This is a genomic window from Streptomyces sp. NPDC107498, from assembly GCF_055582805.1.
This window is the reverse complement of sequence record NZ_JBVJPE010000012.1, coordinates 113,629-137,097: the sequence shown is the minus strand read 5'-3', so window position 1 is coordinate 137,097 and position 23,469 is coordinate 113,629. Positions and strand designations below refer to the sequence as shown.

The following is a 23,469-nucleotide window of genomic DNA, read 5'->3' as shown; positions in this document are numbered from 1 at the left end:
CCCCCCTCCCCCAGAAGGACCAGAAGGAGCAGAAGATGACCAATCCGTTCGACGACCCCGACGCGGCCTTCAAGGTGCTGGTCAACGACGAGGGGCAGCATTCGCTCTGGCCCGCCTTCGCCGCCGTCCCCGGGGGCTGGCGGGTCGCGCTGACCGACACGGACCGCGCGTCCTGCCTCGCGTACGTCGAGGAGCACTGGACCGACATGCGTCCGAAGAGCCTGGCCGACCGCATGACCGCACGCTGATGGGCGTCGCGACCGTCGGCGGCACACGGCTGCACTACGACGACGTCGGCGGCCCCGCGGGCGGGGAGCCGGTCGTCCTGGTCATGGGCGCGGGCGGTCGCGGGCGGGCGTGGCACCTGCACCAGGTGCCGGCGCTCGTCGCGGCAGGCTACCGGGTGATCACGTACGACTCCCGGGGCGTGCCCCCCAGCGACCCCGGCGAGGCGGGTCTGACGGTCGGCGACCTCGCGGCCGACCTGGCGGCGCTCATCGAGCACCTGCACGCCGGGCCCTGCCGCCTGGTGGGGACGTCGCTCGGCGCGCACGTGGTGGAGGAACTGCTGCTGACCCGGCCCGAACTGGCCTCCTCCGCCGTGCTGATGGCCACCCGCGGCCGCGACGACCGGCTGCGCGCGGCCGCCACCCGGGCCGAGATCGAACTCCTCGACTCCGGCATCGCGCTGCCGCGGCGGTACCACGCGGCCCTGCAGGCGATCCAGAACCTGTCCCCGCACACGCTCAACGACGACGTCGAGGTGTCCGACTGGCTGTCGGTGTTCGAGCAGTCGCTGTCCACCGGCCCGGGGCTGCGGCACCAGCTCGCCATCACGCCGGACCCCGGCCGCCTCGCGGCCTACGCCGCGATCACCACGCCGTGCCTGGTCCTGGCCTTCGCCGACGACCTGGTCACGCCCCCGCACCTGGTCGCCGAGGTGGCCGAGGCCATTCCCGGCGCCGTCCACCGCCTGATCAGCCGCGCGGGCCACTACGGGTACATGGAGCGGCCGGAGGAGGTGAACCGCCAGGTCCTCGACTTCTTCCGCGACGTTCCGGGCCGCCCCCTCGCCCGGACGGGCCCCGCCGCGCCCCGCGTCCGGGCCACCAGTCCCTGAACCGTTTCCGACCGAGGAGCCGCCGATGACCGTCGTGCCCCCGAAGACCGTGGTCGTCGTGCCGACCTACAACGAGCGGGACAACCTGCCCGTGCTGGCCGGTCTGCTCGCGGACCTGCCGGTGCCGAACCTGCACCTGCTCGTGGTCGACGACGGCTCGCCCGACGGCACCGGCGAGGTCGCGGACAAGCTCGTCGCCGGGGCGCCGGACACCATCGGCGTGCTGCACCGCCGCACCAAGGACGGCCTCGGCCGCGCCTACCTCGCCGGGATGAACCGAGCGCTGGACGAGGGTGCCGACGTCGTGGTCCAGATGGACGCCGACCTCTCGCACCCGGCCTCGGCGATCCCGGTCATGCTCGACGCGCTCCTGACGGAGGACGTCGCCGCCGTGATCGGCTCGCGCTACGTGGCCGGCGGCTCGACCGCCTCCGAGTGGCCCCGGTCCCGCAGGATGCTGTCGGCCTGGGCCAACGCCTACGTCGAGGCGATCCTGCGGATGGGTCTGAAGGACGCCACCGCCGGCTTCAAGGCCTGGCGGGCCGGGACACTGCGCGCGATCGACCTGGACTCCGTGCGCAGCAACGGGTACTCCTTCCAGGTCGAGATGAACCACCGGGCCGTCGGACGGGGGTTCACCCTCCTCGAAGTGCCGATCCGCTTCGAGGAGCGCGGGCGGGGCGCGTCGAAGATGGACCTGGGAGTGCAGCTCGAATCCGCCCTCACCCCGTGGAGGCTGCGCTTCGGCGGGCGCGGCTGAGACCTCGCGGTCCGGGGCCGCGCGCGACGCGGCCGGGAGGACGGCGGGCCCGCGCGGTCAGTCCGAGGTGACCGGCAGCACGTCGGGGGAGAGTGCGCCCGCGCGGGCGGAGGCCGCGGTGGCCCGGCGGCGGTGGTGGCGGCGGCAGAGGACCTCGTAACCGATCTCCTCGGCCGGACGGTTCACGTCCCCGACGACGACCTGCTCGCCCTCGATGACCATCTCGCCGCCCACCGTGCGGGCGTTGTGCGTGGCGCGGGCACCGCACCAGCACAGCGCCTCGACCTGGAGCTGCTCGATCCGGTCCGCCAGCTCGATCAGCCGCTGCGAACCCGGGAACAGCTTCGTGCGGAAGTCCGTCGTGATCCCGAAGGCGAAGACGTCCAGGTCGAGGTCGTCGACGATGCGGGCGAGCTGGTCGATCTGCTCCGGGGCGAGGAACTGGGCCTCGTCCACGATCACGTAGTCGGCCTTGCCGCCCTGGGAGAGCTGGCCGACCAGGTACGCGTACAGGTCCATGTCCCGCGGCGCCTCGACCGCCTCCGTCACCAGGCCGAGGCGGGAGGACAGCTTGCCCTCGCCCGCCCGGTCGTCGCGGGTGAAGATCACGCCCTGAAGCCCCCGCGCGTCGCGGTTGTGGGCGATCTGGAGCGCCAGGGTGCTCTTCCCGCAGTCCATGGTTCCGGAGAAGAAGACCAGCTCGGGCATGACGGAACGGGGACCTTTCGGGTCGTGGGGGCGGAGGCGGGGGTCAGGAGCGGACTTCGAGCAGCGGGACGAGCTGCTCCGCGGGGGTCATGGACCCGTGCATGCCCGCCATCGCGGACTCGTTGGGCTCGTTGACGGAGGCGGTGATCGCCACGTCGTCGTGGGCCGCGACGACGACGTCGCCGATCCGGCCGTACACCCGCTCGTCGACCTCGTCGCCGAACCAGCCGAGGGAGACGGCCTCGTCCCGGCTCGCCACCCAGAACTGCTCGCCGACGACCTCGCGCCAGCAGGTGAGGACGTCCGCCTCGGCGCCGGGCACGGCGTAGACGTGGCGGGCCCGTCCCTCGCCGCCGAGGAGGGCGACGCCCGCGCTCAGCTCCCAGTCCTCGTCGAAGTCGATGCGGTGCTGCTCGTCGAAGGGGATGTCGACCATGCCGTGGTCGGCCGTGACGTACAGGGCCGAACGGGGCGGCAGCTGCTCGGCGAGCCGCTGCACGAGCCGGTCGACGCACATCAGCTGACCGCGCCAGGCGTCGGAGTCGATGCCGAAGCGGTGCCCGGCGCCGTCGAGTTCGCTGTAGTACGTGTAGACCAGCGAGCGGTCGCCGGCGGCGAGCTGCTCGGCGGCGAAGTCCATGCGCTCCTCGCCGGAGAGCCGCCCGTGAAACGTTCCGCCACTGAGCGCGACCTTGGTCAGCGGGGTCTGCTCGAAGATCGGGGACGACACCTGGGCGGTGTGGATCCCTGCCTCGTGGGCGATCTGGAAGACGGTGGGGTACGGCTGCCAGACCTGCGGCGCGGTCCACGGCTTCCAGCGCAGCTGGTTCATCAGCTGGCCGGTCTCCGGGTTGCGCACGGTGTAACCAGGCAGTCCGTGCGTCCCGGGGTGGCGGCCGGTGCCGACGGAGGCGAGGGAGGTCGCGGTGGTGGCGGGGAAGCCGGCGGTGACCGGGCGGCCCGTGCCGCCCCGCGAGGAGCCGAGGAGCGAGGTCAGGTAGGGGGCCTCGTCCGGGTGCGCCTTGATCTGCTCCCAGCCGAGCCCGTCGATCAGGAAGACGCAGTTCCGGTCGGCCGGGGACAGCTCCGCGATCCGCGCCTCGAAACCGGGCACGCCCTGGCCGGCCACGAGCGTCGGCAGCAGGTCGCCCAGCGAGCCGGAGGCGTACTCGGGCACCGGCGCGGTCTCCGGGGCGAGCGGGACCGGGTCGTCGGGCCAGCCGTGGGTCACGGCGGTGGGCTGCACCATCAGCGGGTGGGCGCGGCGGTCGCCGCGATGGCTTCGGAGAGGGCCTGGGCGAACGCGAGGGTCTGCCGGACGGTGTCCGGGCCGTCGCCGGCGTCGCTCACGCGCAGGCTGAGGTCGTCGGCGGTGGCGTTGCCGGTGTAGCCGTGGTCGGCGTCGCAGTTGGGGTCGCCGCAGGCGGCGGGCTCCAGGTCGATGCGGGAGACGGCGCCCCAGCCGATGGTGAGGACCACCTCGCGGGGCAGCGTGCCCGGAGTGTACGACTCGGGGTTGGCGACGACGCGGCTGACGACGACCGACGAGATCCGGTCGAGCTTCACGGACTCGGTGGAGGTGGTGGCGTACGGCGTCGGGGAGCTGGTGTCGGCGGACTGCTCGTCGGTGTGGCTGACGATGAAGCGGTGCGGCGTCAGGACGAGGACGGTGACGTGGCGCCGGACCTCGTTCGCGTCGAAGGTGGTCTCCTGGTGGACCACGTACGACGCGACGGCCTCGCCACCGACGGCGGCCTCCACCGCCTCGGCCACGAGGGCCGGGTAGTAGCCGCTGCGCTCGATCGCCGCGCGCAGCCCCTGGGTCGTCGTACCGCTCTTTGCCATGGACTCCATCCTACGGGGCCGAGGGGCCCCCTCAGGCCCGTCCGCGGCACGGCGGGCTCCCCGGACCTCAGTAACGCGGCAGGCTCCGCGGTCCGAGGTCGGTGCGGGGCGCGGGCGGGGCCAGCCGGACGGTCGCGCCGAGGACGGAGAGGCCGCGGGGCGCCACGACCACCGGCTCCAGGGAGACCGCGACCACCTCGGGATGGTCGTCGACGAGCCGGGAGACCCTCAGCAGCAGCTCTTCGAGGGCCGGGGTGTCGACCGGGGCCGAGCCGCGCCAGCCGAAGAGCAGCGGGGCGGTGCGGAGGGAGCGGACGAGCTCGGCGGCGTCCCGGTCGGTGGCCGGGACCAACCGGTGGGCCGTGTCGCCGAGCAGCTCCGAGGCCGCGCCCGAGAGGCCGAAGGAGAGCACGGCGCCGACGGCGGGGTCGATCGCGGCGCGGACGACGGTGTCGACGCCCCGGGGCACCATCGCCTGGACGACCGGCTGGAGCTCCTCCGGCTTGCCGAGCACCTCGGTCAGCTCGGCGTACGCCGTGCGCAGCTGCTCCTCGGTGGCGAGGTCGAGCCGGACGCCCCCGAGGTCGGGGCGGTGGCGGAGGTGGGGGGCGGTCGTCTTGAGCGCGACGGGGTAACCGAGCCGGGCGGCGGCCTCGGCGGCGGCGTCGGGCCCGGGCGCGGGGAGGGTCGGCAGGACGGTGACGCCGTACCGGGCGAGCAGCGCCCCGGCCTCCTCGGTGGCGAGGGTCACACCACGGGCGTCCACGGCACGGGCGTCCACGCCGCGGGCGTCCACGCCGTCGGTGCCGTTCGGGCCCTCGGTGCCGAGGGCGCCTTCGATGAGCGCGGCGGCCCCGGCCTCGTCGATGTCCTCGTACTCGGGCACCCGCCCGGGATCGGCGGCCTGCCGTCGCCACTGCCCGTACCGCACGGCCTCCGCCAGGGCCCGCACGGCCCGCTCGGCGGCGGGGTAGGCGGGGATGGTGCTCCCCGAGGGGGCGTCGGACCGCGTCGGGGCGGTGCCGGTGGCCGCCTCGGGGCGCGGCGAGGACGCCGGACCGGGCCCGGGACCGGCGGGGCCGGGTCCTCCCGCTCCCGCCGGTCCCGCGGGCGGCGCCTCGGCGCGGGTTCCCGCCGGAGCACCGCCGGAACGGTTCTCCGGGGTGACGGCACCGCGTCCCGGCGCGGTGGGGCGGGTGCTCGTCGCCACCGCCAGGGCCTCCGCGAGGCCGCCCATCTCGACGTGGACGACGACGACCGGTTTCGTCGGCGCGGGGACGGAGGCGACGGCCTCGCGGAGGGCGGCGGCGAGCACCTCGCCGTCGCCGGACTCGGTGGCCCCGTCCTCGCCGACCCAGGGGATCGCGTTGACGACGACCGCGTCGGACGTCTCGTCGGCGAGCGCCGCCGCGAGCGCGTCCCGGAAGTCCGCCGGGACCGCCGCCGTCGTGAGGTCGAGCGGCCGCAACGGGCGCAGCCCCTCGGTCAGGCAGGCGTCGTACGTGAGGAGGCCGAGCGACTCGGAGTTGCCGAGGATCGCGACCCGGGGCCCGGCGGGCAGCGGCTGGGCGGCCAGGAGCAGTCCGGCGTCGACGAGTTCGGTGACGGTGTCGACGCGGATGACCCCGGCCTGGCGGAGCAGGGCGGAGACCGTGGCGTGCGGGAGGCGGGTGACCGGCACCCGGTGGCCGGGCGGGGCGCTGCCGCTGTGGCGGGCGCCCTTGACGACGACGACGGGCTTGACGGCGGCGGTGCGGCGGGCGAGCCGGGTGAACTTCCGCGGGTTGCCGATCGACTCCAGGTAGAGGAGGACGACGTCGGTGCCGGGGTCGTCGTACCAGTGCTGGAGGAAGTCGTTGCCGGAGACGTCGGCGCGGTTGCCGGCCGAGATGAAGGAGGAGAGTCCGGCGCCGCGCCGGTGCAGTCCGGCGAGGAGCGCGATCCCGATGGCGCCGGACTGGGTGAAGAGCCCGATCCGCCCGGCTCCCGGCATCTGCGGGGCGAGGGAGGCATTGAGCCGGACCCCGTCGGCGGTGTTGATGATCCCGAAGGCGTTGGGTCCGATGATCCGCATGCCGTACGAGCGGGCCTGCCGCACGAGCGCGCGCTGGCGCTCGCGGCCGGCGGCCCCGCTCTCGGCGTATCCGGCGGAGAGCACGACGAGGCCGCGCACCCCGTGTCGGCCGCAGTCCGCGACGGCCTCGGGGACCCGCTCGGCGGGGACGGCGACGACGGCCAGGTCCACCGGTTCGCCGATGGCGCCGACGGAGGGGTGGGCGGGGACGCCGTCGAGCCCGGTCCCTCCGGTGAGCGCGGCGTTCACCGCGTACACCCGTCCCGTGAAGCCGGCGCCGAGGAGGTTGCGGAGCACGGTCCGGCCGACGCCGCCCGGCGCGCGTCCGGCGCCGACGACGGCGACGGACCGGGGGGTGAGGAGGCGCTGCACGGAGCGCGCCTCGGCGCGCTGCTCCCGCGCGCGCTGGACGGCGAGGGAGCGGTCGGTCGGTTCCAGGTCGAGGTGGAGGCGGACGGAGCCGTCCTCGAAGCTGCGCTTCTGGGTGTAGCCCGCGTCGGTGAAGACCTTGATCATCTTGGTGTTGGCGGGGAGCACCTCGGCGGCGAAGCGCCGGACGCCCCGCTCGCGCGCGACCGCCGCGATGTGTTCGAGCAGCGCGGAGGCGACGCCCCTCCCCTGGTGCGCGTCCTGGACGAGGAAGGCGACCTCGGCCTCGTCGGCCGGGGCCGAGGCGGGCCGTCCGTGCTCGTTGATGCGGTCGTAGCGCACGGTGGCGATGAACTCGCCGCCGACGGTCGCGGCGAGCCCGACCCGGTCCACGAAGTCGTGGTGGGTGAAGCGGTGGACGTCCTTGGCGGACAGGCGCGGGTAGGGGGCGAAGAAGCGGTAGTACTTCGACTCGTCCGAGACCTGCTCGTAGAAGCTGACGAGCCGGTCGGCGTCGTCGGCCGTGATGGGTCTGATGCGCGCGGTGCCGCCGTCGCGGAGCACCACGTCCGCCTCCCAGCGGTCGGGGTAGGCGTGCTCCGGCGGGGCCGGGGATGCCGCTGGTTCCGCCGCTTCCGACTGCTCCGACGCGCTCTGCATGGGGCCAGCCTACGGCCGCGACACGACCGCGGCACCGGTCGCGGCGCGGCCGTGCGCGATGCAGGGTGTTGCAAGGTAGGGAGGCCGAAGGGCGGTCCGGTCCGGGCCGGAGGTCGGCGTGAGCACCGCGCAACCCGTGAGAGACTGGTCTAGACAACCCGCTTGAGACTTGAAGGGCAACACCATGGCTGAGCGCCGCGTCAACGTCGGCTGGGCCGAGGGCCTGCACGCCCGCCCCGCGTCCATCTTCGTCCGTGCCGCCACGGCTTCCGGCGTGCCGGTGACGATCGCCAAGTCCGACGGCAACCCCGTGAACGCCGCCTCCATGCTCGCGGTGCTCGGTCTGGGCGCGCAGGGCGGCGAGGAGATCGTCCTCGCCTCGGAGGCCGACGGCGCCGAGGCCGCGCTCGACCGCCTGGCGAAGCTGGTCGCCGAGGGCCTGGACGAGCTGCCCGAGACCGTCTGACCCCGGTCCCCGCACGACGAATGGCCGCGCCCCGGAATTCCCGGGGACGCGGTCATTCGCTTTTCTCCGCCCCTTTCCGGGCAGCACGAAAATCCGGCCCGAATGCCTGTTCTTTGTATACGACGGGCGTGTTAATTCCGGGCGCCCGTCGTGTTGACCGCGTGTTGCGAAACCCTCACACGGCCCCGCTCCGGATTCTTCGGCCGGTGCAGCGCCAGCGAACGCTCCGCGTGCAGCGCGGTCAGCGCCCGCGCCCGTTCGGCGTCGCCTCGCGCCACGGCGTCCACGATCGCGCCGTGCTCGGCCCAGGCCTCGACCGGCTGGGCGGGCTGCTCCACGACGTGCGTCCAGGCGATCTTGTGCCGCAGCTGGGTGAGCAGCGCCGTGAGGGCCGGGCTCCCGGAGGCCTGCGCGAGGGTCTCGTGGAACCAGCCGCCGAGCGAGCGCAGGTCCTCGGCCCGGCCTCGCCTGGCCCGCTCCTGACCCAGCCTGACCAGGCCGCGCAGCACCCTGAGGTGCGCCTCGGTGCGCCGCTGCGCGGCCCGGGCGGCGCCCAGCGGTTCCAGCAGCGCCCGCATGTCGAGGAGATCGGCGGCCTCCTGCTCGGTCGGCTCGGCGACCTGGGCCCCCGCGTGACGGCGGGTGACGACGAAGCCCTCGGACTCCAGGGTGCGCAGCGCCTCGCGGATCGGGACCCGGGAGACCCCGTACCGGCGGGCGAGCTGCTCCTCGGCCAGTCGAGCCCCCCGCTCGAACACGCCGGAGACGATGTCGTCCCGGATCGCCGTGCATACCGAGTGCGCGGGAATGCGCATGTCCGACCTCCGCCTTGGTGCGCGCGAGACAATTCGAGCGGCGCCTGTTCTGCACCGGTCTTCGACTCTATTGCAGCACGCCGGAATTTCCGATGCCCCGACGGAATCCACGACCGCTTTCCGGCCGACGAAAAGCCCCGGCTCAGTACGAGCCGGGGCTTTTGCGACGCGGTGCGCGGCGGGGCCGGGTCAGACGTTGACGCCGCGGGCGCGGAGGTAGGCGATCGGGTCGATGTCCGAGCCGTACTCGGGGCTCGTGCGCGCCTCGAAGTGGAGGTGCGGGCCGGTGGAGTTGCCGGTCGAGCCCGAGATGGCTATCTGCTGGCCCGGCTCGACGGTCTGGCCGACGTAGACCCCGATGGAGGAGAGGTGCCCGTACTGGGTGTACGTGCCGTCGTTCATCCGGATGACGATGTTGTTGCCGTACGCGCCGCCCCAGCCGGCCTCGACGACGGTGCCGGAGCCGACGGAGACGACCCGGCTGCCGTAGGCGGCGTGGAAGTCGATGCCGGAGTGGCTGCCGGAGGACCAGAGCGAGCCACCGGTCTTGTAGCCGGTGGAGACGTACGAGCCGGCGACGGGGAGCTGGAAGGAGGCCAGACGGCGGCGCTCGGCCGCGCGGGCGGCGCGCTCGCGCTCCAGGCGGACCTCCTTGGCGCGGGCCTCGGCCTTGCGCTTCGCCTCGGCCTCGGCCTTCGCCTTGGCGATGGCCTCGACGGCCTCCTGCTCCTGGGCGGCCGCCTGGGCGTTGATCCGGTCGACGAGCGACTCCTCGGTGATCACCTGGGTGAGACCGGTGTCCTCGAGGGAGCGGTTGTCCGTGTCGGCGGCGAGCGCCGGGGAGGCGAGGGTTCCGATGACGCCGGTGGTGGCGAGCGTCGCGGCGCCGGCGATGCCCACGCTGCGGCGCGCCATCCGGCTCGGAGCACGATGCTTCCCGGTGGCACGGGTGAACGCCATGTAGGGGTTGGTCCTTTCCTTCCCTCTCGCCTACCGGGTTAGCTGACGGGTTCGGAGCAGGAAGGTCTCCTACGGGCCCCTCCGTACGAGACGAAGGCGCCCGATTCACCCCAGGGACTGCGTGCGGGTCCCCGGCTCCCCAGGCTCGCGCCTGACGGGGACTCGGCGATGGCTGTCCGATGCCGCGGGTGCGGCACGTGCAACTGACGGACAGCCGCCCCGACGCTATGCGGATCGTCTTTCAATCACCAACCGGACACGGGTTTTGTAAGACATGCCACAGGGCAAACGATCACCCTCAACCGCAATCCGGACAAAGCGGAGGACCCCGACGAACCATGCCGTCGGGGCCCACCCGTTGTCGTCCCGGGGCCGGAATCAGCCCGTCACGACGGTCACTTCACCGATGCCGAGCGCGCGCACCGGCTCCGCGATCTGCGCCGCGTCGCCGACGAGCACGGTGACGAGCCGGTCCACCGGGAAGGCGTTGACCACGGCGGCCGTCGCCTCGACGGTGCCGGTCTCGGCCAGGCGCGCGTACAACTGGGCCTGGAAGTCGTCCGGGAGGTGCTGCTCGACCTGGTCGGCGAGCGTCCCGGCGACCGAGGCGGCCGTCTCGTACTTGAGGGGCGCCACCCCGACGAGGTTCTGCACGGCCGTCTCGCGCTCCGCGTCGGTGAGGCCCTCGGCGGCGAGCGTGCGCAGCACCTTCCACAGGTCCTCGAGGGCCGGACCGGTGTTGGGGGTGTCGACGGATCCGCTGATGGCGAGCATCGAGGCGCCGTTCCCCTCGGCGTCCGAGCGGAGCACCTGGCCGAAGGCCCGCACGCCGTACGTGTAGCCCTTCTCCTCGCGCAGGACCCGGTCCAGACGGGAGGTCAGGGTGCCGCCGAGGCAGTACGTGCCGAGGACCTGGGCCGGCCAGACGCGATCGTGCCGGTCGGGTCCGATCCGGCCGATCAGCAGCTGCGTCTGGACGGCGCCGGGACGGTCCACGACGACGACCCGCCCGGTGTCGTCGGCGGTGATCGGCGGCATCGGGAGCGGCTCGGCCGGCTCGCCGGTCCAGGCGCCCAGCGTCTCGGCGAGGACCTTGTCGAGGTCGACGCCGGTCAGGTCGCCGACGACCACCGCGGTGGCCGTGCCCGGCCGGACGTGCGCCTCGAAGAAGGCGCGGACGGCGGCGGCGTCGATCGCGGCGACCGTCTCCTCGGTGCCCTGGCGCGGCCGGGAGATCCGGGACTCCGCCGGGAACAGCTCCTTGGAGAGCTGCTTGGCCGCGCGGCGCGCCGGGTTGGCCGTCTCGTGCGGGATCTCGTCGAGACGGTTGCGCACCAGGCGCTCGATCTCGGTGTCCAGGAACGCCGGGGCGATCAGGGCCTCGGAGAGCAGGCCGAGCGCCTTGGGCAGCCGGGAGACCGGGACCTCCAGGGAGACCCGTACGCCCGGGTGGTCGGCGTGCGCGTCGAGCGTGGCGCCGCAGCGCTCCAGCTCGGCCGCGAACTCCTCGGCGCTGTGCTGGTCGGTGCCCTCGGAGAGCGCGCGGGCCATGACGGTGGCGACACCGTCGAGACCGGCGGGCTCGGCGTCCAGCGGGGCCGGCAGGAAGACCTCCACGGCGACGACCTGCTGGCCGGGACGGTGGCTGGTGAGCACGGTCAGGCCGTTGTCCAGCTTCCCGCGGTCCGGGGCCGGGAAGGCCCACGGCCTGGCGGCGCCCGGCTGCGGCTGCGGGTGGAAGTCCATGCTGGTCAAAGACACGGCGGCGTCGGTCACTGGTCCACTCCCTCTTCGTCGTCGCCGTCGGCGTCGTCGCCCTGCTCGGTCGCCAGGGGCTCGTAGACGAGCACCGCGCGGTTGTCGGGGCGCAGCTTCGCCGCGGCGACCGCCTTGACCTCGTCGGCGGTGATCTCCAGGACGCGGTCGACGGCGGTCAGGGCGAGCTGCGGGTCGCCGAACAGCACGGCGAACCGGCACAGTTCGTCGGCGCGGCCGGCGACGGTGCCGAGCCGGTCCAGCCACTCGCGCTCCAGCTGGGCCTGCGCGCGCTCCATCTCCTCGGGCGTGGGGCCCTCCTCGGCGAACCGGGCCAGCTCCTCGTCGACGGCCGCCTCGATCCGCGGGACCTCGACGCCCCCGGAGGTCTTGACGTCCAGCCAGCCCAGCGAGGGCGCCCCGGCGAGCCGCAGCAGGCCGAAGCCCGCGGCGACGGCCGTACGGTCACGGCGGACCAGGCGGTTGTGCAGCCGGGAGGACTCCCCGCCGCCCAGGACCGTCAGGGCCAGGTCGGCGGCGTCGCACTCGCGCGTGCCGTCGTGCGGCAGCCGGTAGGCGGCCATCAGCGCGCGCGCCGGGACCTCCTCCTCGACGACCTCGCGCAGCTGCTCGCCGATGACCTCGGGCAGGTCGCCGGAGCGCGGCTCGGGCTTGCCGTCGTGGGCGGGGATGGAGCCGAAGTACTTCTCGACCCACGCGAGCGTCTGCGCCGGGTCGATGTCACCGACGACGGACAGCACCGCGTTGTTCGGGGCGTAGTACGTGCGGAAGAAGTTCCGCGCGTCCTCCAGGGTGGCCGCGTCCAGGTCGGCCATGGAGCCGATCGGCGTGTGGTGGTACGGGTGGCCCTCCGGATAGGCGAGGGCGGTCAGCCTCTCGAAGGCCGTGCCGTACGGCACGTTGTCGTAGCGCTGGCGGCGCTCGTTCTTGACGACGTCCCGCTGGTTCTCCATGGACTCGTCGTCCAGGGCGGCGAGCAGCGAGCCCATGCGGTCGGCCTCCAGCCAGAGCGCGAGCTCCAGCTGGTGCGTGGGCATGGTCTCGAAATAGTTGGTGCGCTCGAAGCTCGTCGTGCCGTTGAGCGAGCCGCCGGCGCCCTGCACCAGCTCGAAGTGGCCGTTCCCGTGCACCTGCTTCGAACCCTGGAACATCAGGTGCTCGAAGAGGTGCGCGAGGCCCGTGCGGCCCTTGACCTCGTGGCGCGAGCCGACGTCGTACCAGAGGCAGACCGCGGCGACCGGGGTCAGGTGGTCCTCGGAGAGCACCACGCGCAGGCCGTTCGCCAACCGGTGCTCGGTCGCTGTCAGGCCGCCGGAGCCGGCCTCGGCCGTGGCCGTGTGACCCATGGGCATGTACGTCCCTTCGATCGCGATGTGAAAAAGTCCTGCCACTGTATGCAAGCGCGCCGACACCTGGCGAAGTTCCCGGTCCTTCGTGATGTCCCTCTTCCGGGTCGCGGTCGGCGTTGTCGGTGGCACGGTCCACAATGGTCCGCGTCAGATCAACCTTGTTGGTGAAGGAGCCGCAGCCGCGATGGCCCGCCGCAGCACGAAGACACCGCCGCCGGACGACGCATTCGAGGAGCGAATCCTCGACATCGACGTCGTCGACGAGATGCAGGGCTCCTTCCTCGAGTACGCGTACTCGGTGATCTACTCGCGTGCCCTCCCCGACGCCCGCGACGGCATGAAGCCCGTCCAGCGCCGCATCGTCCACCAGATGGGCGAGATGGGGCTCCGCCCCGACCGCGGCTACGTCAAGTGCGCCCGCGTCGTCGGCGAGGTGATGGGCAAGCTCCACCCGCACGGCGACGCGTCGATCTACGACGCGATGGTCCGCATGGCGCAGCCCTTCTCCATGCGCCTCCCCCTCGTCGACGGCCACGGGAACTTCGGCTCCCTGGGCAACGACGACCCGCCGGCCGCCATGCGGTACACCGAGTCGCGGATGGCCCCGGCCGCGCTGCTCATGACCGAGTCCATCGACGAGGACACGGTCGACTTCGCGCCCAACTACGACGGCCAGGAGCGGGAGCCGGTGGCGCTGCCCGCCGCCTACCCGAACCTGCTGGTCAACGGCGCGTCCGGGATCGCGGTCGGCATGGCGACGAACATGCCCCCGCACAACCTCGGCGAGGTCGTCGCGGCCGCCCGCCACCTGATCCGCCACCCGAACGCCGACCTCGAGACGCTGATGCGCTTCGTGCCCGGCCCCGACCTGCCGACCGGCGGCCGGATCGTCGGCCTCTCCGGCATCAAGGACGCGTACGAGTCGGGCCGCGGCTCCTTCAAGATCCGCGCCACCGCGACCGTGGAGACCGTGACAGCGCGCCGCAAGGGCATCGTCGTGACCGAGCTGCCCTTCACGGTGGGCCCCGAGAAGGTCGTCTCCAAGATCAAGGACCTGGTCGGCTCCAAGAAGCTCCAGGGCATCGCGGACGTCAAGGACCTCACCGACCGCAGCCACGGCCTGCGGCTGGTCATCGAGATCAAGAACGGCTTCGTGCCCGAGGCGGTCCTGGAGCAGCTCTACAAGCTGACGCCGATGGAGGAGTCCTTCGGCATCAACAACGTGGCGCTGGTCGACGGACAGCCGCTCACCCTCGGCCTCAAGGAGCTCCTGGAGGTCTACCTCGACCACCGCTTCGAGGTGGTCCGGCGCCGCTCCGAGTTCCGCCGCACCAAGAAGCGCGACCGGCTCCACCTGGTCGAGGGCCTCCTCGTCGCGCTGCTCGACATCGACGAGGTCATCCGGCTCATCCGGGAGAGCGAGAACTCCGCGCGGGCCAAGGAGCGCCTGATGGAGCGCTTCTCGCTGAGCGAGATCCAGACGCAGTACATCCTGGACACGCCGCTGCGCCGCCTCACCAAGTTCGACCGGATCGAGCTGGAGACCGAGCGCGACCGCCTCAACGGCGAGATCGACGAGCTGACCGGGATCCTCGACTCCGACGCGGAGCTGCGCAAGCTGGTCTCGGCGGAGCTGGCGGCCGTCGCCAAGAAGTTCGCCACGGACCGGCGGACGGTCCTCCTGGAGTCGGCGGGCGCGCCCGTCGCCGCCGTGTCCCTGGAGGTCGCGGACGACCCGTGCCGGGTGCTCCTCTCCTCGACGGGCCTGCTGGCCCGGACGGCGACCGAGCACGTGCCGCCCGCGGAGGACGGCAAGCGGTCCAGGCACGACGTGATCGTCTCGGCGGTCGCGGCCACCCAGCGCGGTGACGTCGGCGTGGTGACCTCGGCCGGCCGGCTGCTGCGCCTCCCGGTGATCGACCTGCCGCAGCTCCCGGACACCGCGAGCGCCCCGAACCTGGCGGGCGGCGCACCGCTGTCGGAGTTCCTCTCCCTGGAGGCGGACGAGACGGTGGTCTGCCTGACCACGCTCGAGGAGTCCTCACCGGGCCTCGCCCTCGGCACGCTCCAGGGCGTGGTGAAGCGCGTGGTGCCGGACTACCCGGCGAACAAGGACGAGCTGGAGGTCATCACCCTCAGGGACGGTGACCGGATCGTCGGCGCGACGGAGCTGCGGACGGGCGAGGAGGACCTGGTCTTCATCACCTCCGACGCCCAGCTGCTGCGCTACCAGGCCTCCCAGGTGCGGCCCCAGGGGCGCCCGGCGGGCGGCATGGCGGGCATCAAGCTCACCGCGGGCGCCGAGGTGATCTCGTTCACGGCCGTCGACCCGGCGGCCGACGCCGTGGTCTTCACCGTCGCGGGCTCCACGGGCACCCTGGACTCCTCGGCGGGCACGTCGGCGAAGCTGACCCCCTTCGACCAGTACCCGCGCAAGGGCCGCGCGACCGGCGGCGTCCGCTGCCAGCGCTTCCTGAAGGGCGAGGACGTCCTGACCTTCGGCTGGGCGGGCGCCACCCCGGCCCGCGCCGCCCAGAAGACCGGCACCCCGGTGGACCTCCCCGAGACGGACCCCCGTCGCGACGGCTCGGGCACCCCCCTGCCGAAGCCCGTCGCGGTGGTGGCGGGCCCGGCTTCCTGACCGGACCGGCGACAGCGGGCCACCACGGGACCCCGTCCGGCAGGCGCATCGCCCGGTGGACGGGGTCCCGTCTCCCGGAACCGCCGGACGGGCCTCGGAACCGCCGGGTAGCGTCGGGCCGGTGACCGGCCGGGGGGCTGCTCCGGCACGTCTGACGCCGAGTGAGGGATGGCCGCGTTGACGGACGAAGCTTTCAGCATCGACAAGCGCCCGCTCCACGATCTGCTCCGGCAGGTCGAGGACGGCAGGGCGCAGCTCCCCGAGTTCCAGCGGGGCTGGGTGTGGCCCCACCCGAACATCACGGCACTGCTCGCTTCCGTCTCGCAGGGCTTCCCGGTCGGCACGGTGATGACGCTGCAGTCCGGCGGGGACGTCCGGTTCAAGCACCGTCCGATCGAAGGGGCGACCCCGCCGCCGGGCACCGAGCCGGAGACCCTCGTCCTCGACGGCCAGCAGCGCCTCACCTCGCTCTTCCAGTCGATCATGCTGAACGAGCCCGTGGTGACCCAGGACCTGCGCAAGCACCGGGTGACGGGCTGGTTCTACGTCGACATGCGCGCGGTCCTGGAGGGGCGGACCGACCGCGAGGACGCCATTCGCTTCCTGCCGCAGGACAAGATCGTGAGGAACTTCCGGGGCGAGGTGACCGAGGACTACTCGACCAGGGAGAAGGAGTACGAGGCCCACTTCTTCCCGTTGGGCTGCGTCCTCGACCCCGACGACTGGGAGTCGGGCTTCGAGGAGCACTGGGACCTCGACAAGGAGAAGCGGCTCCTCTGGAGGGCGTTCGAGAAGGCGTTCGTCAAGCCGTTCGCCCACTACCAGGTCCCCGTGATCTCCCTCGGCAGGAACACCGCCCGGCAGGCCGTCTGCCAGGTCTTCGAGAACGTCAACACCGGCGGAGTCTCCCTCACCGTCTTCGAACTGCTCACCGCCACCTTCGCCGCGGACGAGTTCGACCTCAGGCGCCACTGGGAGAAGGAGGTCAGGACGTCCTGGCAGGCGCCGGAGTACCGCATCCTCAGGGACGTTTCGAACACGGACTTCCTCCAGTCGGTGACCCTGCTCGCCACCGCCGCCCGGCGCGAGGACGCACTGGCACGCGGAGTGGCGGAAGAACGCCTTCCGCGCATCGGCTGCAAGCGCAAGGACATGCTGGAGCTCCGGCTCGACGAGTACGAGCGGTTCGCGCCCCTGGTCGTGCGGGGCTTCAGGCGTGCGGCGAAGTTCCTGCACCAGCAGTTCGTCTTCGACACCCGGTTCCTGCCGTACGGCACCCAGCTCATCCCGCTCGCCGCGATCCTGGCCCTCGCGGGCGACGACGCGCAGAGCGCCGGGGCCCGGCACAAGCTCGCCCGCTGGTACTGGTGCGGAGTCTTCGGCGAGCTGTACGGCGGCTCGACCGAGACACGCTTCAGCCACGACCTGCCGGACGTCGTCGGCTGGATCAGGGGGACCTCGGGCGAGCCCCGCACCGTCGAGGCCGCCGAGTTCGCGCCGAGCCGACTGCTCACGCTGAGGACCCGCAACAGCGCCGCGTACAAGGGCATCTACGCGCTGCTGCTCAAGGCCGGCGCCATGGACTGGCGCACCGGTGAGAAGGCGGAGATCACCGGGTACTTCGACGAGTCGATCGACATCCACCACGTCTTCCCGAAGGTGTGGTGCCAGGGGGAGGGCGAGGACCCCGGGCGCTACAACTCCATCATCAACAAGACCCCGCTGACCGCCCGTACCAACCGGATCATCGGCGGCAACGCACCCTCCGACTACCTGGTGAAGCTCGCCAAGAGCGCGGAGTCCACGCCCGAGGTGGTCCACGGTCACATCCGGTCCCACCTCATCGCACCGGAACTCATGGCGCTCGACGACTTCGCGGCGTTCTTCGCCGCCCGGAAGGCCGCCCTGCTCGCGCGGGTCTCCGCCGAGATGGGCAAGGTCATCGTGGACGACGGGGCAGAGGCCGCCGTCCTCGACGAGGCCGACGTCGAGGCTCTGGAGGCCGCGGAGCTGGCCGAGGCCTACTGACCCGGCCGGATCAGACCGGGTCCTCCGCTCCCTCCTCCGTCCGCTGCACGTACCGCAGGACGCCCCACATGCCGTGTTCGTCGGGGGCGTCCTGCGGGCCGTTCAGCTCGCAGGAGGCGAGCTCCTTGCGCAGGGCGGGCGTGTCGATGCCGGAACCGATCAGGACGAGCTGGGTGAGGCGTTCCTCGCCGACGGGCCAGGGCTCGGGGTAGAAGCGCAGGAAACGGCCGACCGCGTGCACGCCGTAGCGGTTGGCCGGATCGGCGGGGCCGAGGTCGACGAAGCCCTTGATCCGGTAGAGGCCCTCGGGGCGCGAGTCGAGGAAGGCCATGAGGCGGCGCGGGTGCAGCGGCGTCGTGGCCGTCACCGAGAGGCTCTCGTAGGCCGCGTGCGGATGGGCGTGGCCCTCGTCCCCGGAGCCGTACAGGATGTCCTCGATCGACATCTGGCCCTCGATCTCGCCCTCCGGTACGACCCGGTCGAAGAGCAGCTCCGGGTCGACGCGCCCGTGGGAGGCCTCGACCACGGCGGCGCGCCCCGCGAGTCCGGCCACCGTCTCCCGTACGTTCCGCAGCTCGTCCGCGGCCACCCGGTCCGCCTTGTTGACGACGACGAGGTCGGCGAGGCCGAGGTGCCGGTCGGTCCCGGGGTGCCGCCGCCGGGTGGCCTCGAACTCGGACGCGTCGACGACCTGGACGAGCCCTCCGTACACGACCCGCTCGTTCTCGCTGGCGAGCACCATGCGGACCAGCTCCTCCGGCTCCGCGAGCCCGCTCGCCTCGATCACGATCACGTCGAGCCGGGACTCGGGCCGGGTCAGGACCTCCAGGTACTCGTCGAGCTCGCCGGCGTCGACGGCGCAGCACAGGCAGCCGTTGCCGAGGGAGACGGTCGAGCCGACCTGGCCGGCGACGGTCATCGCGTCGATGCCGATGTCGCCGAAGTCGTTGACCATGACTCCGATGCGGGTGCCCCGGGCGCTGCGCAGCAGATGGTTGAGGAGCGTGGTCTTCCCGGCCCCGAGAAACCCGGCCAGGACGACGACGGGGATCTGCTGCGTGGTCAAGGGACGTGCCTCCGGTTCCTTCGAGTCCCACCGGGCGTGGGAAACCCCCAGAATAGGCGTCCGTTCCGTCACCGTTTCCGGTCCCGGGGCGCGTCCCCTTACCGTTTCCGGCATGAACCCCGCACAGACCGGCCCCCCGCGCCCCCGCGTGCGCCGTCGACGGTTCGGGTGGCCGCGGCGGGTGTTCTCGCAGGTCCTGCTGATGCAGCTGGCCATCGCGGCCGGTGTGACCGTCCTCGCCACCGGCCTCTTCCTCGCCCCGCTGAGCGCCCAGCTCGACGACCAGGCCATGCGACGGGCCCTGGCCGTCGCCGGGAGCACCGCGTCGCCCCGGCTCGCCGCGGACCTCACCGGCGGCCCGCCGTCCGCGCGCGGCCCGGTCCAGGCCGAGGCGGAGCGGATCAGGACCTCCACGGGCGCCGAGTACGTCGTGGTCATGGACACCCGCGGGGTGCGCTGGTCGCACCCCGACCCCGCCGAGATCGGCAGGGTCGTCTCCACCGATCCGAGCAGCGCCCTCGCCGGTCACGAGGTGATGGAGATCGACAGCGGCACCCTGGGCCGTTCGGCACGCGGCAAGGTGCCGCTGCGGGACGCCGACGGGCGGATCGTCGGCGCGGTCTCCGTCGGCATCGCGTACGACAGCGTCCGCGACCGGCTCCTCGCCGCCGTCCCCGGCCTCCTCGCCCACGCGGGCGGCGCGCTCGCGGCCGGGGCGCTCGCCGCCTACCTGATCTCCCGGCGGCTCCAGCGGCAGACCCACGACCTGGCCTTCTCCGACATCTCCGCCCTGCTCGCCGAACGCGAGGCCATGCTGCACGGCATCCGCGAGGGCGTCGTGGCCCTCGACCGGAACGGCTCCGTACGACTCGTGAACGACGAGGCCCAGCGCCTCCTCGGCCTCGGCCCCGAGGCGGCGGGCCGGCCGCTCGACGAGGTCCTCGGCCCGGGCCGGACCGCCGACGTCCTGGCGGGCCGGGTCACCGGCGAGGACCTGCTCACCGTCCGGGGACACCGGGTGCTGATCGCCAACCGGATGCCCACGGACGACGGCGGCGCGGTGGCGACCCTCCGCGACCGCACCGAGCTGGAGCACCTCGGACGCGAGCTCGACTCCACCCGGGGCCTGATCGACGCCCTCCGCGCCCAGGACCACGAGCACGCCAACCGGCTGCACACCCTCCTCGGCCTCCTGGAACTGGAGATGCACGAGGAGGCGGTCGAGTTCGTCACGGAGGTGGTCGGCGTGCACCGGGCCACCGCCGAGCAGGTCACGGAGAAGGTCCGCGACCCGCTCCTCGCCGCGCTCCTGGTCGGGAAGGCGACCGTCGCCGCCGAGCGGGGCGTCTCGCTGCGGCTCGCGCCCGGCTCCCTGCTGCCGGACCGGCTCGTCGACCCGCGCGAACTGGTCACCGTCGTCGGCAACCTCGTCGACAACGCCCTGGACGCCGTCGCCGGCACCCCCGGCGCCCGTGTCGAGGTCTCCTTCCGCGCCGAGGGCCGTACGGCGGTGCTGCGGGTCTCGGACAGCGGCCCGGGCGTCCCGGAGGACCGCCGCGAGCTGATCTTCACCGAGGGCTGGACGACGAAGGCGCTGCCGTCCCACGGCAAGCGCGGCCTCGGCCTCGCCCTGGTGCGCCGACTCGCCGAGCGCCGGGGCGGCACCGCCGGGGTGACCGACGGCGCCGGGGGCGGCGCCGTCTTCACGGTCGTCCTCCCGGACGCCCTGACCGAGCCGGAAACCACCGGACCGGAAACCACCGGACCGGGATCCACCGACCCGGAGTCCACCGCCCTGGAGTCCCCGGAGGCGGCACGATGATCGACGTACTCGTCGTGGACGACGACGTGCTGGTCGCGCGGATCAACGCCGCCTACGTCGCCAGAGTGCCCGGCTTCCGGGTCGTCGCCCTCGCCCACTCGACCGCCGAGGCGCTCGCCGCCCTGGACGGCCGGCCGGTCGACCTGATCCTCCTGGACCACTACCTGCCCGACGAGAACGGGCTCACGGCGGTACGGGAACTCCGCGCGCGCGGCCACCAGTGCGACGTGATCATGGTGACGGCGGCCCGTGACGTGGCCACCGTGCAGTCGGCGATGCGGCACGGTGCGCTGCAGTACCTGGTCAAGCCGTTCGGCTTCGCCGGGCTCCGCGCCAAGCTGGAGGCGTACGCGACGCTCCGCCGCACCCTGGAGACCGGCGGCGAGGCGGAGCAGGCCGAGGTGGACCGGATCTTCGGGGTCCTGTCGGCGGGCACCGTCGCCCCCGACCTGCCCAAGGGCCACTCCCCCACCACGGCCGAGGTGGTCCGGCAGGTGCTGCTCGCCGCCGACGGCGCGCTGTCCGCGCAGGAGATCGCCGAACGGTCCGGCGTCAGCCGCCAGACCGCACAGCGCTACCTCAAGCTCCTGGAACGCACCGGCCGGGTGCGCCTCTCCCTCCGGTACGGCGAGACGGGCCGCCCCGAGCACCGGTACGCCTGGGCGGGCTCGCCGCCCACCGGCTGACCCCCGCCCGGGACGGTCGGTCAGACGGCACCCGCGCCCGTCAGAGCCCGCACCTCGGTCTCCGCGTACCGGGCCTCGTCGGGCGGCTCGGACGAGGTGACCGTACCGACCCATCCGGCCAGGAAGCCCAGCGGGATGGAGACCGCTCCCGGGTTCTGCAGCGGGAAGAGGTGGAAGTCGACGCCCGGGAACAGCGATTCCGGACTGCCGGAGACGACCGGGGAGACCAGGACGAGCAGCACCGCGGGGATCAGGCCGCCGTACACCGACCAGACCGCGCCCCGGGTGGTGAACTTCCGCCAGAACAGCGAGTAGAGCAGCACCGGCAGATTGGCGGAGGCCGCGACCGCGAAGGCCAGACCGACGAGGAAGGCCACGTTGAGGTCACGGGCGAGCAGTCCGAGGCCGATGGCGGCCGCGCCGATCCCGGCGGCGGCGACCCTGGCCACGGCCACCTCGCTGTACTGCCTCGCGCGCCTGCGGCGCAGCGAGCTGTAGAGGTCGTGGGCGACGGAGGCCGAGGAGGCCAGCGTGATCCCCGCGACGACGGCGAGGATGGTCGCGAAGGCGACGGCGGCGACGACCGCGAAGAGCACGGTGCCGCCGGTGGAGCCGGCGCCGCCGCCGAGGTCGAGGGCGAGCAGCGGTACGGCGGTGTTCCCGGAGGCGTTGGACGCGCGGACCTCGTCGGGGCCGATCAGGGCGGCCGCGCCGAAGCCGAGCACGATGGTCATCAGGTAGAAGCCGCCGATGAGCACGATGGACCAGACGACGGAGCGGCGGGCGGCACGGGCGGTCGGCACGGTGTAGAAGCGCGACAGGATGTGCGGCAGCCCCGCCGTGCCCAGGACGAGGGCGAGCCCGAGGCTGATGAAGTCGAGGCGGGCCGTCCAGTCCCCGCCGTAACGCAGTCCGGGCGCGAGGAAGTCCAGGCCGTGTCCGCTGCGCTCGGCCGCGGTGGAGAGCAGGCTGTTCACGTCGCCGTGGAACCGGAGCAGGACGAGGACGGTGAGCGCGATCGTGCCCGCCATGAGCAGGACCGCCTTGACGATCTGGATCCACGTGGTGGCCCGCATGCCGCCGAGCGTCACGTAGATCACCATCAGCGCGCCCACGCCGATCACCGTCCACGAGCGCGCCGCCTCGCTGGAACCCCCGAGCAGCAGCGCCACCAGGCTCCCCGCACCCACCATCTGGGCCACGAGGTACAGCACGGAGACGGCCACCGAGGAGGTTCCCGCGGCGATCCGCACCGGCCGCTCCGACATCCGCGCGGCGACGACGTCGGCCAGCGTGAACCGCCCGCAGTTGCGCACCAGTTCGGCGACCAGCAGGAGCACGACCAGCCAGGCGACGAGGAAGCCGACGGAGTACAGCATGCCGTCATAGCCGTAGAGCGTGATCAGCCCGGAGATGCCCAGGAAGGAGGCCGCGGACATGTAGTCCCCGGCGATGGCGAACCCGTTCTCCAGAGGGGAGAACAGTCGCCCTCCGGCGTAGAACTCCTCCGCCGAACCGTGGCGGTGGCGGCTCACCCAGGTGGTGATCCCCAGGGTCACGGCGACGAACACGCTGAACAGCACGAGCGCCAGGGTCTGGTGGCTCCCGGTCACGGCTGCACCACCCCTCGGGTCATCTCCTGCGTGTCCCAGCGCAGTTCCAGCGCGGCCCGGTCCCTGCGCAGCCGCGCATGGCGCGCGTACGCCCAGGTCAGCAGGAAGGTGGTGAGGAACTGGCCGAGTCCCGCGACCATCGCCACGTTCACCGCTCCGGCCACCGGCCGCGCCATCAGCCCGGGCGCGACGGTCGCCGCCACCACATAGGCGAGGTACCACAGGAGGAACGCCAGGCTGGCAGGGAAGACGAACCGACGGTAGCGGCCGCGCACTTCCTGGAAGGCGGGGCTCCGCTGGACCTCCAGATAGATCTCCGCCGTACTGTGGACCCGTTGCCGCGGCACCGCGTCGGGCCGGCCGTCGCCGGGCGCCCCGGCCACCGCTCCCCCGTCCCCACCGGAAGCCGTCGCGTCGTACCAGGGGTCGTCGACCGCCATCGCCGTGGCGTCGCGCCCCTTTTGCCTGTCCACCTGCTCCACCGACCAATTCTCCTTGTCAGCGAACCGTTCCGGTCGCGTGACAAGGATGGACAGAGCGGGAAGATCCCGGACTCTTCTCCCCCCTCTCTTCACCCCATCAGGTGACTCTTCGCCCGGGCTCCCTGACCGGACCGTGCTGATATGCGTACCGCACGGCCCGGGGACGGTCGCGCACCCCGGTCCTGGCGAAGCGGTCGTCGATCGAGGCGGCCCCCGCCTCCCGGGCGAG

Annotated in this window: 19 protein-coding genes and 1 riboswitch; of the genes, 8 read left to right on the top strand and 11 right to left on the bottom strand. The window is 72.9% G+C overall.

Features of this window, described 5'->3' with window-relative positions; translation table 11 throughout:
* Nucleotides 1–35 precede the first annotated feature (35 nt).
* From ACZ66Z_RS22125 to ACZ66Z_RS22115, 3 genes are read left to right on the top strand one after another with little or no spacing between them, the layout of a single operon-like run.
* Nucleotides 36–248 (top strand): MbtH family protein, encoded by a 213-nt coding sequence (locus ACZ66Z_RS22125; RefSeq protein WP_469936446.1) that lies wholly within the window; start codon nucleotides 36–38, stop codon nucleotides 246–248.
* Nucleotides 248–1,120 carry an alpha/beta fold hydrolase gene (locus tag ACZ66Z_RS22120; RefSeq protein ID WP_469936444.1) on the top strand — a complete coding sequence of 291 codons (873 nt, stop codon included), beginning with the start codon at nucleotides 248–250 and terminating at the stop codon, nucleotides 1,118–1,120. Before ACZ66Z_RS22125 ends, ACZ66Z_RS22120 begins: the two co-directional genes overlap by 1 nt.
* A gap of 25 nt (nucleotides 1,121–1,145) precedes the next feature.
* The gene (locus ACZ66Z_RS22115; RefSeq protein WP_469936442.1) at nucleotides 1,146–1,880 is read left to right on the top strand and encodes a polyprenol monophosphomannose synthase; all 735 of its coding nucleotides are present in this window, start codon (nucleotides 1,146–1,148) and stop codon (nucleotides 1,878–1,880) included.
* 57 nt (nucleotides 1,881–1,937) lie between these two features.
* Here ACZ66Z_RS22115 and ACZ66Z_RS22110 read toward each other — a convergent pair whose 3' ends face one another.
* The 4 genes from ACZ66Z_RS22110 to ACZ66Z_RS22095 form a co-directional block, all read right to left on the bottom strand.
* Nucleotides 1,938–2,588, bottom strand: a complete 651-nt coding sequence (locus ACZ66Z_RS22110; protein ID WP_469936440.1) for a thymidine kinase — start codon at nucleotides 2,586–2,588, stop codon at nucleotides 1,938–1,940.
* Between the two features lie 43 nt (nucleotides 2,589–2,631).
* A complete protein-coding gene (locus ACZ66Z_RS22105; protein ID WP_469936438.1) occupies nucleotides 2,632–3,837 on the bottom strand; it encodes an alkaline phosphatase family protein in 1,206 nt (401 codons plus the stop codon).
* Complete coding sequence (locus ACZ66Z_RS22100; RefSeq protein ID WP_317877855.1) at nucleotides 3,837–4,433, bottom strand: DUF5998 family protein; 597 nt, start codon at nucleotides 4,431–4,433, stop codon at nucleotides 3,837–3,839. The genes ACZ66Z_RS22105 and ACZ66Z_RS22100 overlap by 1 nt, the downstream gene beginning before the upstream one ends.
* A gap of 67 nt (nucleotides 4,434–4,500) precedes the next feature.
* Nucleotides 4,501–7,536 carry a bifunctional acetate--CoA ligase family protein/GNAT family N-acetyltransferase gene (locus ACZ66Z_RS22095; RefSeq protein ID WP_469936435.1) on the bottom strand — a complete coding sequence of 1,012 codons (3,036 nt, stop codon included), beginning with the start codon at nucleotides 7,534–7,536 and terminating at the stop codon, nucleotides 4,501–4,503.
* 184 nt (nucleotides 7,537–7,720) lie between these two features.
* Here ACZ66Z_RS22095 and ACZ66Z_RS22090 point away from each other — a divergent pair, with 184 nt between their 5' ends.
* On the top strand, nucleotides 7,721–8,002 hold the full coding sequence (locus tag ACZ66Z_RS22090; protein WP_469936434.1) for an HPr family phosphocarrier protein: 282 nt from the start codon (nucleotides 7,721–7,723) through the stop codon (nucleotides 8,000–8,002).
* Between the two features lie 131 nt (nucleotides 8,003–8,133).
* Here ACZ66Z_RS22090 and ACZ66Z_RS22085 read toward each other — a convergent pair whose 3' ends face one another.
* The 4 genes from ACZ66Z_RS22085 to ACZ66Z_RS22070 all read right to left on the bottom strand — a co-directional run bounded on the left by ACZ66Z_RS22085 (nucleotide 8,134) and on the right by ACZ66Z_RS22070 (nucleotide 12,905).
* Nucleotides 8,134–8,817, bottom strand: coding sequence for a GntR family transcriptional regulator (locus ACZ66Z_RS22085; RefSeq protein ID WP_469936433.1), 684 nt, complete (start codon nucleotides 8,815–8,817; stop codon nucleotides 8,134–8,136).
* A 189-nt stretch (nucleotides 8,818–9,006) separates the two neighbouring features.
* Nucleotides 9,007–9,777: a M23 family metallopeptidase gene (locus ACZ66Z_RS22080; RefSeq protein WP_469936432.1), complete on the bottom strand. Its 771-nt coding sequence runs from the start codon at nucleotides 9,775–9,777 to the stop codon at nucleotides 9,007–9,009.
* A 12-nt stretch (nucleotides 9,778–9,789) separates the two neighbouring features.
* Nucleotides 9,790–9,955, bottom strand: a riboswitch (cyclic di-AMP (ydaO/yuaA leader).
* A gap of 200 nt (nucleotides 9,956–10,155) precedes the next feature.
* Nucleotides 10,156–11,553: a M16 family metallopeptidase gene (locus ACZ66Z_RS22075; protein ID WP_469936431.1), complete on the bottom strand. Its 1,398-nt coding sequence runs from the start codon at nucleotides 11,551–11,553 to the stop codon at nucleotides 10,156–10,158.
* Complete coding sequence (locus tag ACZ66Z_RS22070; RefSeq protein ID WP_469936429.1) at nucleotides 11,550–12,905, bottom strand: M16 family metallopeptidase; 1,356 nt, start codon at nucleotides 12,903–12,905, stop codon at nucleotides 11,550–11,552. The genes ACZ66Z_RS22075 and ACZ66Z_RS22070 overlap by 4 nt, the downstream gene beginning before the upstream one ends.
* Nucleotides 12,906–13,086: 181 nt before the next feature.
* On the opposite strand from ACZ66Z_RS22070, the gene ACZ66Z_RS22065 reads away from it, so the two are divergent.
* Complete coding sequence (locus ACZ66Z_RS22065; protein ID WP_469936427.1) at nucleotides 13,087–15,543, top strand: DNA gyrase/topoisomerase IV subunit A; 2,457 nt, start codon at nucleotides 13,087–13,089, stop codon at nucleotides 15,541–15,543.
* Nucleotides 15,544–15,720: 177 nt separating this feature from the next.
* A complete protein-coding gene (locus ACZ66Z_RS22060) occupies nucleotides 15,721–17,571 on the top strand; it encodes a GmrSD restriction endonuclease domain-containing protein (protein ID WP_469936425.1) in 1,851 nt (616 codons plus the stop codon).
* 10 nt (nucleotides 17,572–17,581) lie between these two features.
* Here the strand turns inward: ACZ66Z_RS22060 and ACZ66Z_RS22055 are convergent, their stop codons facing one another.
* Nucleotides 17,582–18,637: a CobW family GTP-binding protein gene (locus ACZ66Z_RS22055; protein WP_469936423.1), complete on the bottom strand. Its 1,056-nt coding sequence runs from the start codon at nucleotides 18,635–18,637 to the stop codon at nucleotides 17,582–17,584.
* 112 nt (nucleotides 18,638–18,749) lie between these two features.
* Here ACZ66Z_RS22055 and ACZ66Z_RS22050 point away from each other — a divergent pair, with 112 nt between their 5' ends.
* Together ACZ66Z_RS22050 and ACZ66Z_RS22045 are read left to right on the top strand one after the other, a co-directional pair.
* Entirely contained in the window at nucleotides 18,750–20,459 is a 1,710-nt protein-coding gene (locus tag ACZ66Z_RS22050; RefSeq protein ID WP_469936421.1) for an ATP-binding protein, read from the top strand.
* Nucleotides 20,456–21,145 (top strand): response regulator, encoded by a 690-nt coding sequence (locus ACZ66Z_RS22045; protein ID WP_469936419.1) that lies wholly within the window; start codon nucleotides 20,456–20,458, stop codon nucleotides 21,143–21,145. Before ACZ66Z_RS22050 ends, ACZ66Z_RS22045 begins: the two co-directional genes overlap by 4 nt.
* Nucleotides 21,146–21,165: 20 nt before the next feature.
* Here ACZ66Z_RS22045 and ACZ66Z_RS22040 read toward each other — a convergent pair whose 3' ends face one another.
* Nucleotides 21,166–22,758, bottom strand: coding sequence for a solute symporter family protein (locus tag ACZ66Z_RS22040; protein ID WP_469936417.1), 1,593 nt, complete (start codon nucleotides 22,756–22,758; stop codon nucleotides 21,166–21,168).
* The gene (locus tag ACZ66Z_RS22035) at nucleotides 22,755–23,198 is read right to left on the bottom strand and encodes a DUF485 domain-containing protein (protein ID WP_469936607.1); all 444 of its coding nucleotides are present in this window, start codon (nucleotides 23,196–23,198) and stop codon (nucleotides 22,755–22,757) included. The genes ACZ66Z_RS22040 and ACZ66Z_RS22035 overlap by 4 nt, the downstream gene beginning before the upstream one ends.
* Nucleotides 23,199–23,469: the final 271 nt, after the last annotated feature.